Below are 14909 nucleotides of genomic sequence, written 5' to 3'. Positions count from 1 at the left end.
GTTTTTATTCTAATGTCCAATTGGCCATCTTCTTCCAGCGAAAGTAAGCATCGCCAGCATCGACAATTTATTAAGTCCCCTTAAAGTAGTCAAACTTCACTTTATCCCTCCTTTTGAACCAAAGTCTACGATCCTTATGTCCACTTCATAATTAATATCGGCTTTACTGAAAACTTCGTCCCATTTATTCTTATTTTTCTCCCAAAACTTTGGATGCTGATTTTCCACATACCGATACAAACCTGCTACCCCTGTTTTATAATCATGCTGTAATTTATATACGATTTTCTTTACATCCTTTTTCACTTCATCCTCGGCAATACGCTCAATCTCTTTTATATAGGCTTTTTCAAAAGAATCCTCCTTACCATACCAATCTTCCGAAAGTCTTGCTGTATACCCGACCTTAATATTGATCGTCAAATGATCACCGTTCAATTCCGTCGTGATTTTCCTCCTTGTCCTATTGATCACTTCAACACTTAAAGGCTCATCGTGTTGGACCGCTTCGATTACTCCACCCTTTACCTCTCCGTTCAGCCAATTTAATGCAGCAATATCTTCATCATTCATGACCCCGACCAACTTTGAATTGTTGATCACCCCTGCACCCTCCAAAATTAATTTTCCACCCCTAATATCAACGGCCTGAATGGCAAAGCTTCCATCTGACTGTAAATTTGAGGATGCTTTGCCCAGTGTTAAAGGCGGAAGTATCTTATTCGTTCTGTGCTCATTATCTTTCAATTCATAGATTACATTCGAAGGGATCTCCCCATCTTCGGATCGTCCCAATATTTCTTTCGTCGGTCTCTTCGTTAAATAAACATGACAGCTTCTCCTTGTATTATTATCGCGTATTGACTGATTAATGATCGCTTCCATCGGGATTTTCCTTAATACATCTTCATTAATGAGGATAATACGCTGATGATTGGTTAATACCGTATTGGTTATGAGTAAAGAATCCCTAATTGCTTCATGAAGTGTTTTGGCACTGACGGTAACATTTTTATATTTTAGTTGGGCCTGATTCTCCTGACCACTATTTCCTGGAGGCACCAGAATTTGCTGTGTTAACATGATTTCGTCATCCTTTTTGCCTTTATCGATCCCCACTCCCACCACAAGGGATAATTCTTCTATATTTTCACTGTCCCAACAGCCTGTAAGCAAAGGAATAAGCAAGATCAACCATAATCTTTTCATCCGCTTCTTCTACTCCTTTTCACTTGAACGATTATGAATGTAATAATTGGCAAGCCAATCAATATAACCGGAAAAAGATATCCAAGTAAATCACTCATTTTAAAAATGTCAATTATATCTTTAGGGATTTTGGCCAGAAAAAAAACGATAGGAACCAAAACAATGAGGTTCGTTGTATATGAATTGCTAAATATTTTCGTCATCCCTTCTGCTGCGAAGTAATAGTAAATCGCATGTGTTAAAAAAAACTGAAGAATCCAGGTGATTAAGAGAAATAACTCCATACGCTCTAAAAATATCCCTGTTACTTCAAAGGACTGAATAAAAGAAATGGTTGGCCAAGTAACTGCTTTGACTTCCGGGACAGTCAATGTAGCTACTACCAATATATATGTAATCACATACAAAATAAGCGGGATGAAAAACCCGATTAAAACGCCACTTCTTACTTTGTTTTGATTTTTAACGACGCCAAACAAAAAGATGAAAAGTTCAATTCCAAAAAAAGACAAAGTTCCGGAACCCATTCCTTTCATGATAGGGAGAAATCCTTTCGCAAGAACAGGCTGGAGGTTTTTTAATTCTACTACCCTCAGACTGAACAAATAAATGAGCAAGACGATGACGATTGTCAAAGGGAGAAAAAAGACACATGCCTTTGCTATGGCTTTTATTTTGCCTGTCAAAAGATGGACACTCGCTAAAATCATGGTAAGTATCACGATCTCAACCGGGGTTTCCTCCAACAAATAAAAGCGGACCATTTCACTCATCGCAAGAACTTCAAAGCTGGCCACGCCTATAAAGTACACCACCACGACCAACCCAATAAGTTTGGAGAGCCATTTTCCATAGGCCTCCTCCATGTATGTGTAATAGTTAGCGACCTTATGTTTTTTTAACAGAACAACCAATAAGCATATCAAAAGGGCAATAGCGATCCCATTTAAGATCAAGACGATCCATCCATCGCTCAATTGGATTTTTTCCGTTATCGTCCTTGGAAGCGTCAGCATTCCAATTCCTAACATGCTGCAAGAAATGATCACAGCCAATTCGCCACTAAGAATTTTGCCTTCGGATTGACCCAAGAGAATTCCTCCCCTTTTTCCGTTTCGGTAACCGTATGAAAGCATCCCTCCAGGTCTTTTTACCGATAAAATCCATTGGTTGAAAATAAGGTTCTTGGAAGCTCGTCAATTTTGACAAATGGCTGATAACGATGATAAAGAATAATGTAGTTCCGTATAAACCTAAAACGGCGGCAAAAATCATCGCCCCGAACCTTAATGCCCTGAACGCCAGTCCAAAGCTATATTGCGGGACCGTAAAAGAGGTAATCGTCGTGATCGAAACGATTATGACCATCAGGGAACTTACAATATTGGCTTGAACTGCCGCTTGTCCAATAATGACTCCGCCAACCAATCCAACCGTTTGACCAATGGGCGATGGGAGCCGAATACCTGCTTCGCGAAGCAGTTCAATCGTCAATTCCATGATGATAGCTTCAACAAACGGCGGAAATGGCACGTTCTCCCTTGTACCCGCGATCGTCATCGCCAGTTCTGACGGAAGCAATCCAGGGTTGAACGAAACCAAGGAGATATAAATCCCTGAAAGAAATACGGTAACAAATAAAGATAAATAGCGAAGTATACGTAAAAAAGAACCCGCTACCCACCTTTCATAATAATCATCCGGTGACTGCAGCAGCATCGTGATCGTCGTTGGTGCCATCAAAGCAAATGGCGATCCGTCAACCATGATGACCACCCTTCCCTCCTGCAATGCAGCCAATACTTTATCCGGACGCTCCGTATTTTGGATTTGCGGGAAAGGGGTTAACGCTGTATCTTCAATTAATTCCTCAAGCATCCCCGAGTCTTGAAGATCAGTAGCTTTCACTTCATTTATCCGTTTATTCACTTCTTTTAGCAAAGAATCGCTAGCTTTTCCTTCATAATAAATCAACGCAACTTCCCGTTTTTCCATCGTCCCGAACTTCTGTTGTTGGACGATAAGGTTGGGATGGTTCGAATATTGCCTTATCAAACCGATATTTTCTTGAAGACTTTCGATAAACCCAAGCTTCGGTCCCCTGACAACCCTCTCTGTTGAAGGTTCACCCAGTGTACGAACTTTTTCCTTTTCCAGATTCAAGACATAGCCATTTACAATTCCATCTAAAAATAAAAGCGTTTTCCCGTCAAAAATATGCTCTTTAGCTGTTTCATATGTTTCAACATCATCCTGTTCCCTGACTGAACAGATTTTGGAAATGACCAGCTGTTCGATAGAAACCCGATGCCTGGTTTCAACCTGGGCAGCCGATAGATCCAGGACAATCTCATTGAATGCACGATAATCCATCGTTCCATTGACAAATACGAATAAACCCGAAACTTCATAATCGGGAATGAATATCTGTTTAAATACTACATCATCCTGCATATCCAATTCAGATTTCAATTCTTCCTGCTTTTGATCCAATTTAATATGCAAGGGTTTACTTTTCATGGTGAACTCCTTTGGTTAAATAGGTTTTTATTTATTCAGTTTCCTCTATTTACAATTTTTTTATGCGACAGGAAATGAAGGTAGCTTTTACACCAATTTATTTAATGAATTTCCTTTCTGAAGCGAGCAACATTAACATCCAAAAGGGTTAATTTGTAATTAAATTGCAAATGCTAGGATAATAAGCTTTAGTGTAGAGGTGACAACATTGTTTAACCGCAGAACGTTCAAAAAAAAGCCCCATAAACCCAACGAAAAAAATGATGAATTAAATAACGTTTCAGAAGTAAGGGACCTATTCAATACCCTATCTTTATCCAATGATTTCATAAACCATCAAGGAACATATAATGGCATTGGCTATTGGGTCTCTTTTTATCGCTCGTTGATTGATGCACAGGTACTTCATGAAAGTGTTCTTTCCGTCATACCTACTCTGGAAACGATAAACTTGGAGCAAATTAAAGAAAACGTACCTATTGAAAACACACTGATCACCAGTACCAAGGTTGTAATCGAAAAAAGGATCATGAGAGGCGAAATTGCACTTCGGTTAGATGGAAATCTTGATGAATGCCTATTAATCAATGTTGCGGCCCAACAAGGAAGACAAGTTGAGAAACCTGAACTTGAATTTGGCATCATAAGTGCACAAGAAGCATTTGTCGAGGATCTTGATATCAATCTTAATTTAGTCAGAAAAAGGCTTCCTATCCCTGAATTGCAAGTAAATGAAATGACTGTGGGCTCTCTGTCTAAAACGAAAGTGGCCGTTTTATCGATAGAAGGGATCGTTGATCAGGAAAATGTTGATAATGTTATCCAAAGGATCAATGACGTAGAGTTTGATGAAATATTGGACGGGTCCTATCTGGCGCAAATGCTATATGATAATTCAAATACCTTGTTTCCCCTTTTCCTTAATACGGAAAGGCCTGATCGCATCGCAAGTGCCTTGGCTGAAGGCAAGGTAGCCCTGTTAGTCGATAGGTCGTCCTCTGTACTTATTACTCCAACCATTTTGTTGGAATACTTTATCACGATGGAAGATTATAATATGCCTTGGATTCCGGCATCGGCATTCCGTTTATTAAGGATATTCGCCGTCGCTTTTTCTATATTTGCCACTCCCATTTATGTAGCCGTGCTGACGTATCATTATGAACTGATTCCTAAAGATCTTTTGGAAACGATCGTAACTTCAAGGAACTTAATACCTTTTCTGCCTTTAATCGAAGCATTATTCCTGGAGATTTCCATTGAGTTATTACGGGAAGCGGCTGCCAGGCTGCCAATAAAGGTAGGTCAGACATTAGGTATCGTCGGCGGTATCGTTATCGGTCAAGCCGCTGTAGTAGCTGGTTTGACCAGTAATATCTTATTGATCATCGTTGCCCTCTCGGCATTGGCATCATTTGTTACTCCCATTTATAAAATGGGGAATGCCATTCGGCTGCTGCGGTTCCCCTTTTTAATCGGTGCCCAAATTTGGGGGCTGCTCGGCATTACCATATCAGCCGTGTTTTTGATGACCCACCTTATCAAATTAACGTCAATGGGACACCCGTACCTTGAACCGATATACCCATTTCGCATGCCAGATTGGAAAGACAGCTTTGTTCGGCTTCCTTTCAATCTTTTCAAATCACGTCCTGTAAATTTACGACCAGATGATAAATCCAGACAGCCTCAACCAAAAAAAGCAAGAATCAAAAAAAATGATTTTAATGAATGATCTAAATGAGGGTCCCATATGAACCAAGCTGGTGTTAATGAAAAGTATAAAGTGTCACCGTTCTATGCGTTTTTTTTAGTGCATTCCATGCAAACGGGAGTAGGCGTTTTAAGTTTTCAAAGAGTTTTAGCGAAGACAACGGGAACAGATGGCTGGATTTCGATCCTACTGGCCGGCCTGATCGTCCATATAATGATTTGGGTCATATATAAAATCTTCAGTATCGTTCCTGGTGATATCATTTCTGCAAATAATCAAGCATTCGGGAAATGGATGGGAAATTTCTTCAGCCTATTATTCATTCTTTACTTTTTTTTCCTCGGGATGACAGTCATGATTAGCTATATAAATGTCATACATGTATGGATGTTTGAAGAGGTACCATCTTGGGCTTTTTCAGTGGTCTTCCTAGTTTTGATTTATTATATTCATACGGGAGGATTCCGAACAATTACAGGTATTGCCTTTTTAAGCGTCCTTTTGACATACTGGCTTTTATTTGTCCTATTCTATGCCATGAAATACTCTGAATTCACCAATTTGCTTCCTGTTTTCCATCACACTCTATTGGACATATTGAAAGGAACCAGAGGTACTTCATTGACGCTGCTTGGTTTTGAAATGATCGTGATGTATTATCCGTTCATCAAAAATGCTAAAACTTCACAAAAATATGCCCATTGGGGGGCCTTAACGACAACCTTAATAACCGTATTCGTTTATTTGGTTTCACTTGTTTTTTATTCACAAAAACAGTTGGAACTGACTATATGGCCGACATTGTCAATGACCAGCGTTGTCGAATTGCCCTTTATCCAGCGATTTGAGTATATAGATGTTTCTTGGTGGGCCATCATTATCATACCCAACATGACCATCGCCTTGTGGTCAGCAAGCAGAGGTTTCAAGCGCTTGTTCAATGTTCAGCAAAAATATCCATTATGGGGGATGTCGATTATTATCCTGCTTACCAATATATTTATTTTTGATATCGATTCCCTCTATATATTGAATAAAATAATCGATCCATACGGCGTACTCTTTATTGCTTTATACTTGCCTCTTCTTTTGGCCATCATCTATATAAAGAAAATGAGGAAACGTATATGAGAAAATTATTTCTTGTTATCTTGGCTTTGCCCCTCCTTTGCAGCTGTGCCGAGCCAAGAGTGGTGGATGAAGTCAATATGTCCCAGGCCATTGGCTACGACATACTGAAGAATGATAATGTCGAAGGAATGTTCGTCATCCCTATCTTCCAGCAGGACATGATGGGTAAATATCAAATCTTAAGCGGAACATCGACGACAACAAGTGATGTCCAGGCTGTCGTTTCCAAAAAAGCGGATAAGCCGGTATTGCTTGGACAGACACGCATCATTTTATTCAGTGAGAAAATGGTTCGGGAAATCGGAATGACAGAACTGACCGATTATCTCTACCGTGAACCACAACTTGGAAACAGGGTCATTTTGGCCATCGTTGAAGGAAAGGTCAAGAATGTCATAAATTCGAAACCATCAAATACGAATGTGAATATTGGAATTTTTTTATCAGGTTTGATCAATCAACAAATTGAAACAGGTAATGGACCGGATACTAACCTCCATCTTTTTTTAAGAAACTCTCTAGAAGATGGCGGCGATTCGTTTCTTCCTTTATTTAAATTAATCAATAATGAAGTTTCGGTTTCTGGAGCCGCCCTATTTCATGAAAATAAGATGGTCAGCAAAGTCCCCACGGATGATATGTTCATCTTCAAAACATTAGTTCAACATCATAGGCGGGGAATATATAAATTCAAATTAAAAGACAAGAGAAAAAGCGATATTGTAGTGGAAAGTATCCGAAGCGGTTCAAGTTATGAGGTATCCAGCTCAGAGAGAAATCCCTCGATCACGATCAAGATTAAAATTAAAGGACAAATCAAGGAATCCATGCGAAGTGAAAACCTTACCAATAGAAAGATGATAAAAAAAATTGAAAAGGAAATGGAAGCTGATATAACCAAGCAAGCAAACCGTCTTATGAAAGATTTTCAGGAAAAATCCCTTGATCCGATTGGGCTGAAGGAAAAATATCACGCCAAAAATAAAAAATTGACCTATGAACATTGGAAAAAGATTTATCCGACAATGGACATTAATATAGAAACCAAAGTTAACATCATCCAAACCGGGGTCTCAGAATGATGAATTATCGATATGCCATTTAGAAATCTTCATCCGATTGGAAAAACTACATTCATATTAAATTGCTGGTGAACAGCTCAGTTATTTAACTGCATGGCTAGCAGATGCTTTTGAAACAGCAAGAATTGTGGTTAGCCGGATAAATGAATCTGATTATCTACCTATCGTCGTTACATAAATAACAGGAGCTGACTATATGAAAACACCTATGAAATCGATCATCACTGCCTTAGTATTAAGTATAAGTTTAATCGCAGGATACTCATTTGCTTCCGCAGGTAACGAACAAGATGAATTAAAATCGGATAAAGTGACCTTTTTTGGGTCCCCAACTTCTGCGATTTCCAGTTCAGTTGCTGTGCCTCAAAGTTATAACCGGTTATTGTTTAGCGGAACGGTAGCTCCTCTTTTAAACAAGGATGGGAAAACCACTTATGAGAGATATGGCAATACAGAAAAGCAGGCAATCGGAATCTTAGAGAAATTAAAAGCAGATTTGAAAACAAAAGGACTTTCCCTCGCTGATGTAACCTATCTGCGTGTGTATGTCGCGCCAGATCCAAACAAGGGAAGTACGCCAGACTATCAAGGTTGGTTCGATGCTTACGCTCTTTTCTTTAATACAAAAGAAAATCCAGTGAAAACAGCTCGTTCAACAGTAGGCGTTGAAAGTTTGGTTTCGCCGGATTTCCTAATTGAGATTGAAGCAGAAGTAGCCTATAAAAATAACAGCAAGTCAAATAAATAGAAGATAGATGTGTATGGTCATGAATCAACATATTGGTGTTCCAGCCACTCCGGAAAACCTTTGAATACCCAAAGAGACAGGAAATTATTCCTGTCTCTCATTTGTTTTAATCAATCATGAAAATTCGTTCCATCCGTCACTTCTTTGACAATGCCTGCATTGATGACGAAGTCGCCGAAATGCTCTCCTTGCTGACGGTCTTTTGCATAACGGGAAAGAAGTACACGCAACTCTTTTAATATCTCTTCTTCACCGATGTTTTCACGGTACATTTTACTTAATCGGCTTCCGTCGAATGCCGCACCGAGATACATATTATATTTACCAGGTGCCTTACCGATAAAACCAATTTCACCGAGTGCATGCCGGGCACAGCCATTCGGGCAACCAGTCATACGTATCGTGATTTCTTCATTCCTCAGGCCGTTTTCATCAACGATGGCCTCGATTTTATCAATCAGAACCGGCAAATAACGCTCTGCTTCGGCCATTGCCAACCCGCATGTCGGAAGCGCCACGCATGCAATCGAGCTGCGTCTGAGCGCCGAATGATGTGCACCATCCGTCAAACCGTATGTTTCAAGCAATTCTATGATTTTTTTCTTTTTCTGGCTTGACACATCTGCAATGATCAGGTTTTGATTGGCAGTCAATCGGAAATCACCCGTATGGATCTTTGCGATTTCGCGCAAACCGGTCATCAGCTTGTAATCATTGATATCGGCAATTCGGCCACCCTCGACAAATAGTGTAAAATGCCATTTACCCTGCATGCCTTTTACCCATCCATAGCGGTCGCCATTATTATCAAAATGGTAAGTTCTTGCTTCCCCTAGCTTCCATCCTAGACGATTTTCCAGTTCAGCTTTTACCGGTTCGAGCCCAAGCCTGTCAACCGTATACTTGAACCGGGCATTTTTCCGTACGGATCGGTTTCCGTAATCACGCTGAATCGTAATGATTTTTTCAGCCACATCCAGTATTTTGTCTGGCTGGCAAAAGCCGATTACCTTGGCTAGTTGAGGATATGTCGCCTTGTCACCGTGGGTCATTCCCATACCGCCGCCGATCGCCACATTAAAACCAACAAGTTTTCCATTTTCAACAATTGCTATGAAGCCAAGATCTTGGGAGTAGACATCAATGTCATTGGATGGCGGGACCGCAATGCCTATTTTAAACTTCCTTGGCAAATAAAGCTTTCCGTACATTGGTTCGACTTCCTCCAATTCCGGAGTAGCGACAACTTTTTCTTCATCCAGCCAGATTTCATGGTACGCCCTTGTACGCGGCAATAGATAATCACTCAATTTTTTCGACCATTCATATACTTCGGAATGGATTTCGGATTGAAATGGAATCGAATTGCACATTACGTTTCGGTTTACATCCCCGCATGCAGCGATTGTATCCAACATGGAAGCATGGATTTCCTGAATGGTTTTTTTCATATTCCATTTTAAAATACCATGCATTTGAAACGTCTGCCTTGTTGTCAATTTCAAGGTTCCGTTACCGTATTTCTGGGCAAGGTCATCCATAACAAGCCATTGAGAAGGCTGTGCAACCCCGCCGGCCATGCGGACACGCAACATAAATTGATAGGCAGGCTCCAGTTTTTGTTTTTGACGCTCATTACGTAGATCCCGATCATCCTGCAAATAGCTGCCGTGGTGTTTCATCAGTCGATTGTCATCATCCGGAATACCGGCGCTAATCCGATCCTGCATCACTTCTCCAAGTGTACCTCGCAAATAATCGCTTCTTTCTTTAATTTGCTCAACATCACTTGGCGGGCCTGCTGGTGCTTTCAATAGTGGGTTCACCATGTTGTTATCTCCTTTTCTTCCAAATTTCAATACACATCACGTTGATAGCGTTTATTCTGTTGCATATCTTCAAGATAAGCTTGCGCATCAGCATGGCTCATATTGCCTTCTTTTTCAATGATCTCAATAAGCGTATTATGGACATCATGTGCCATGTTTTTCTCGTCACCGCAAATGTATACAGCTGCCCCTTTTTGAAGCCATTCGTATAATTCCGCGCTTTGCTCGCGCATCCGGTCTTGAACATACACTTTTTCATCCGTATCGCGGGAAAAGGCCACATCCATTTTCGTAAGTACACCTGTTTTCAACCACTTTTGCCATTCAGTTTGATATAGGAAATCCGTCACGAAATGCTGATCGCCGAAAAAGAGCCACGTTTTCCCTTTCGCTTCCGATTCTTCGCGATCCTGGATAAAGGATCTAAACGGGGCAATGCCCGTTCCCGGTCCAACCATGATAATTGGCGTGTCTGGGTTCTTTGGCTGCTTAAAGTTCTGGTTATGCTGAATGTAAATGGGCAGCAAGTCCCCTGGCTGTAATCTGTCCGCACATAAAATCGAGCAGACCCCTTTTCTTTCCCGACCATGACTTTCATACCGGACAGCTCCGATTGTCAAATGCACTTCGTCCGGATAGGCGGATAAGCTACTCGCAATCGAATACAGACGGGCTGGCATTTTCCGAAGGATCGATACAAACTCTTGCGCCGATTCACCCCATGAACCAAAATCACGGACAAAATCAAGCAAATCACGGCCTTCTCGATATTCTTTCAACCCTTCTTCATTACCAGGCTTTAAAAGCTCCTTTAAATCCTCGTTACCAGAAAGCTGTGCCGCTTGTTCAATGAGCGATTTGGTCAATACCGTTATTTCAAAGTCGGAGATGAGCGATTCCCTAAGCTGACGAAGTTCCCCCTGCTTATTGACCTTCACGGTTTCTTCAGGATCCCAATCCAGTTCCATAAGAAGCATATCCACTAAATCCGAATCGTTTTTCGGATAAATGCCAAGGCTGTCACCAGGTTCGAATGTAAGGCCTGAGCCCTCAAGAGATAACTCAAGATGATGAGTTTCTTTATTGGAGCCACGGCCGTTCAAATTTATATTTTCCAACACTTCCGCTTTAATCGGATTTGTTCTCGAATAAGAAGTTTGTTCACCTACAGAAGCTTTTGCTGCGGGAACTGCAGCAGCAGAACCGACTTGCCCTTCACTTAAACTGGAAATGACTCCTTCCAGCCATTCGGAAGCAGGCTCATCATAATCAAGGTCACAGTCCATTCGCGGAAATAACCGTGTCCCCCCAAGTTCCTCCAAGCGTTTATCGAATTGTTTTCCCGTTTCACAGAAAAACTCATATGAGCTGTCCCCAAGCGCCAATACCGAATAGCGGAGACCCTCAAGGCTTGGTGCCCTCCTGCCATGAAGGTACTCATGGAAAGACAATGTATTATCCGGCGGATCACCTTCTCCATGCGTGCTAACGGCAATCAGAAGATTTTCGATTTTTTTCAAATTGTTGACTTTAAAGTCACTCATGGAAGAAATGGTAACCTGAAAGCCATTACCCTCAAGCTTACTCGCCGCATTTTCTGCCAGCCCTTGAGCATTGCCCGTCTGTGAACCATACAGGATGGTCACTTCTTTTGATATTGTCTTCCCGCCGCCTTGAGCTTCCAATACCGGGGCGTCGGCTGAACTTGAGTTCGAAACTGACAAAGATGCAGTCAGATAACCGCTCAACCAAATTTTTTGTGTTTCGGTCAAGCTTGGCAGCAGGCTGTTAAGGAGTTCTGCTTGCTCTTGATTAAAGGGACTGTTACTTACCTGAAGTTGCACGATTTCCACCTCACAAAGGAATATTAACTTATCTTAGTTGATTATTATGTATAACGAGTGGGTTTAAAAATTTTATTTCGATCCATAAATTAATTAACTCGTTTACTCCTATAGACCAAGTCGGTTTTAACTGCAAAAAAAATGAAAAATACAGTTATATAGGTTCATAGCACGCAACAAAGGACAATAGCTTTCCCAGCCTATACTCTTCCTAAAATAAGTTTCTCATTAAAACTTTACTGGAAGGTACATCATTAGTAAAATATATATAATTTATTATAACTATTAAGAATATTAATAATAAGGAGAAATTTCTATGTACTATGATGCTTTAAAAACATTTGTGACCCTTGTGGAAGTCAAGAATTTTACAAAAACAGCAGAAATTCTTCTTATGTCGCAACCAAGTGTTAGTTTACATATTAAAAAATTAGAAGAAGAGTTCCAAACCAAATTATTCCTCCGTTCTCCTAAATTTTTGAAAGTCACCTTAACGGGAGAAATTCTTTACGACCGGGCGAAGCAAATGATTACAATCTATGAACAGACCAGACAAGACATACAGGAACACGATAGGTCCATCAAGGGCGAATTAAAGATAGGTGCAAGTTTTACAATAGGAGAGTATATCCTTCCTTCTTTACTCATCGACCTTCAAGAGGAATATCCTGAACTTGAACTTCAAGTGGTAATTGGGAACACGGAAGAAATCGTTCAAGCCGTTCGGCTATACAAAGTGGATATTGGTTTAATCGAAGGTCAAACGAACGAAAAAGAGCTTTCTGTTCACCCATTCATGCAAGATGAGCTATTCATTGTGTCTTCTAACAATCATGGACTTGCTAATAAAGACGATGTGGAGATTACTGATTTACATGACCAAGCATGGGTAACGAGGGAAGTTGGATCTGGTACAAGAGAATACCTTAATCATGTCATACGTTCAAATGGTTTGAAAATTAAATCGATACTCACGATAAGCAGCAATCAAGGAATTAAAGAAACACTTATAAAAAACGGATCAGGGCTGGCCCTGCTTTCCCGAAGTGTCATTGAAAGGGATGTACAAAATAAAATCCTTTCTATCATTCAGGTAAAAGATGAATCCTTTAACAGGACACTTTCTTACGTCTATTCCCCCATTATGAAAGATAAAAAAAATGTAAAGACTTTTATAACTGAATTAAACAAAAAGTGGCCCATGAAAGCAAAGCCGATAGGATGATCATTGCAAAGAAAGCTATTCCAAAGATGGAGTTACTAACACATGTTTTTTGATCTAATTTGTGATTTTATTAAACAATCATAAGCCTGATGACCGGGAACATCGGCTTTATTATACTTAATAAGAAGTCTCAGTAAATCCAAACTTGTCATTCTCATGTACATTAACTTATAAACAATTGGGTATACGAATAAATAGAAGATTGTATAGATAAAAAATAATATGGGAGCGGGTTTTATGAATATTGAGATTAAAGAAGCAGCGATTGAACAACTATTAAAAGTGAATTATAAGGAGAATGAAGGTATTCGTATCGAAGCCATTTATGTTGGGAGCTGTTCAATTTATGTGGAACATGAATTGAAAATTGATAATAAGAACGAAGATGATGAGAGATTTATAATTGCTGGAGTCCCCATATTAATTTCAAGTGAGTCTAAAAAGCATCTTCCGGATAAAGTCTTCCTCAATTACAGTGACGGACTTGGATATAAATTATATTCAGACGATGAAACATTGAGGTATAATCTCCAATTGAAGAGAGTGAATTAAAAAAATGAATATAGTAAAAAGCCCTTCTGTTTCAGTAGGGCTTTTTTTGGTCATACTTAGAGAATTTTTTATCGGCATTTACCTAGAGGGATTTTATTTCCCATAGGATAGCACTGCACTAACTGCTCCATTACCAGGAAAATGCTTTAACAAGTACTTTTATCTATTCTATTAATTGTTTCACTGTTATTTTACAAATTAATACTGACCGAAAGTTTAAAGAATGATTGTTATTATTCTTCCACTCTTCTGGACTCGAGGTGCCGCTCCAGCTTCCTTTTTACCCGCTGAAGTGCATTATCGATCGTCTTTTTTTGAACATTCAGTTCCTTTGATATTTCTAAATAAGTTTTTCCTTCCAGGTACAAGTCCACAACACTGCTTTCCAACTCACTAAGGACTTCGGTTAAAATTAGCTCAATATCACAAATTTCTTCTGATTTTATTAAGATCGTGACTGGGTCATTTTGTCTCTGTTCAGGGATTAGATCAATTAGACCCTGTTCCGACTCCCCTTGATGGATAGGCATATACAATGAAACATAATTATTTAAGGGAGAATGCTTTTGGCGAATAGCCGCTTTAACGGCCGTTATGATTTGTCTTGTAATGCACAGTTCCGCAAATGATCTGAAAGACGCCTTTTTGCAATTTTTGTAGTCTCGAATGGCCTTATATAGCCCAATCATCCCTTCCTGAAAGACGTCTTCCTTATCTCCACCCGTTAAAAAATACTTCAATGCATTTGATTGAACGACACATCTGTATTTATTGATTAAAAAGTCCAGTGCATCCTCATCACCATTATGGATTTTCCCTACCAACATTGCATCTTCCATATGAGTATAGTTTTCCATACGTTTCTTCTCGATGATTACACTCATTTATTTTCCTCCACTCACTTAATTGAGCCCCGATATAAAGAACGCATTATTACTTCAATGTATTAAAGTGCATTCAATATTATAATATCTCAGAAATGACGATAATGATATTCGCAAATAACGACATTTTTCAACAAAATCCAGATATTTATAACTAGAAACTTTCAGTCA

The 14909-nt window shown here is 39.7% G+C and carries 12 protein-coding genes; 6 read left to right on the top strand and 6 right to left on the bottom strand.

From position 1 onward, the window contains the following. Window positions 1-96: 96 nt before the first annotated feature. Genes MKX49_RS10005 through MKX49_RS09995 form a run of 3 tightly spaced genes read right to left on the bottom strand, consistent with a single transcriptional unit; the run spans window position 97 to window position 3729 of the window. Entirely contained in the window at window positions 97-1209 is a 1113-nt protein-coding gene (locus tag MKX49_RS10005) for a Ger(x)C family spore germination protein (RefSeq protein ID WP_340876298.1), read from the bottom strand. Beyond that, complete coding sequence (locus tag MKX49_RS10000; RefSeq protein WP_340876297.1) at window positions 1206-2300, bottom strand: GerAB/ArcD/ProY family transporter; 1095 nt, start codon at window positions 2298-2300, stop codon at window positions 1206-1208. Before MKX49_RS10000 ends, MKX49_RS10005 begins: the two co-directional genes overlap by 4 nt. Then, window positions 2272-3729 (bottom strand): spore germination protein, encoded by a 1458-nt coding sequence (locus MKX49_RS09995; RefSeq protein ID WP_340876296.1) that lies wholly within the window; start codon window positions 3727-3729, stop codon window positions 2272-2274. The genes MKX49_RS10000 and MKX49_RS09995 overlap by 29 nt, the downstream gene beginning before the upstream one ends. Before the next feature lie 208 nt (window positions 3730-3937). On the opposite strand from MKX49_RS09995, the gene MKX49_RS09990 reads away from it, so the two are divergent. The 4 genes from MKX49_RS09990 to MKX49_RS09975 all read left to right on the top strand — a co-directional run bounded on the left by MKX49_RS09990 (window position 3938) and on the right by MKX49_RS09975 (window position 8404). After that, window positions 3938-5464 (top strand): spore germination protein, encoded by a 1527-nt coding sequence (locus MKX49_RS09990; protein ID WP_340876294.1) that lies wholly within the window; start codon window positions 3938-3940, stop codon window positions 5462-5464. An 18-nt stretch (window positions 5465-5482) separates the two neighbouring features. Beyond that, complete coding sequence (locus tag MKX49_RS09985; RefSeq protein WP_048680650.1) at window positions 5483-6574, top strand: GerAB/ArcD/ProY family transporter; 1092 nt, start codon at window positions 5483-5485, stop codon at window positions 6572-6574. Next, window positions 6571-7656 (top strand): Ger(x)C family spore germination protein, encoded by a 1086-nt coding sequence (locus MKX49_RS09980; RefSeq protein ID WP_340876293.1) that lies wholly within the window; start codon window positions 6571-6573, stop codon window positions 7654-7656. The genes MKX49_RS09985 and MKX49_RS09980 overlap by 4 nt, the downstream gene beginning before the upstream one ends. Before the next feature lie 196 nt (window positions 7657-7852). Then, window positions 7853-8404: a RidA family protein gene (locus tag MKX49_RS09975; protein WP_340876292.1), complete on the top strand. Its 552-nt coding sequence runs from the start codon at window positions 7853-7855 to the stop codon at window positions 8402-8404. Window positions 8405-8514: 110 nt separating this feature from the next. On the opposite strand, the gene cysI is transcribed toward MKX49_RS09975, so the two are convergent. Both cysI and MKX49_RS09965 read right to left on the bottom strand, forming a co-directional pair. Continuing rightward, entirely contained in the window at window positions 8515-10233 is a 1719-nt protein-coding gene (gene cysI / locus MKX49_RS09970) for an assimilatory sulfite reductase (NADPH) hemoprotein subunit (protein ID WP_340876291.1), read from the bottom strand. A 26-nt stretch (window positions 10234-10259) separates the two neighbouring features. Next, window positions 10260-12077 (bottom strand): assimilatory sulfite reductase (NADPH) flavoprotein subunit, encoded by a 1818-nt coding sequence (locus tag MKX49_RS09965; RefSeq protein ID WP_340876289.1) that lies wholly within the window; start codon window positions 12075-12077, stop codon window positions 10260-10262. Window positions 12078-12393: 316 nt separating this feature from the next. Here MKX49_RS09965 and MKX49_RS09960 point away from each other — a divergent pair, with 316 nt between their 5' ends. Then, complete coding sequence (locus MKX49_RS09960; RefSeq protein WP_048681546.1) at window positions 12394-13302, top strand: LysR family transcriptional regulator; 909 nt, start codon at window positions 12394-12396, stop codon at window positions 13300-13302. Between the two features lie 237 nt (window positions 13303-13539). After that, window positions 13540-13854, top strand: a complete 315-nt coding sequence (locus MKX49_RS09955; RefSeq protein WP_048681548.1) for an iron-sulfur cluster biosynthesis family protein — start codon at window positions 13540-13542, stop codon at window positions 13852-13854. 233 nt (window positions 13855-14087) lie between these two features. Here the strand turns inward: MKX49_RS09955 and sigH are convergent, their stop codons facing one another. Further along, complete coding sequence (sigH, locus tag MKX49_RS09950; protein ID WP_063591239.1) at window positions 14088-14738, bottom strand: RNA polymerase sporulation sigma factor SigH; 651 nt, start codon at window positions 14736-14738, stop codon at window positions 14088-14090. Window positions 14739-14909 lie beyond the last annotated feature (171 nt).

The sequence above is a fragment of the Peribacillus sp. FSL M8-0224 genome, assembly GCF_038003055.1.
Lineage (GTDB): Bacteria > Bacillota > Bacilli > Bacillales > DSM-1321 > Peribacillus > Peribacillus frigoritolerans.
Note: the sequence above shows the minus strand (reverse complement) of the source record. Positions and strands in the feature narration are given on the sequence as shown.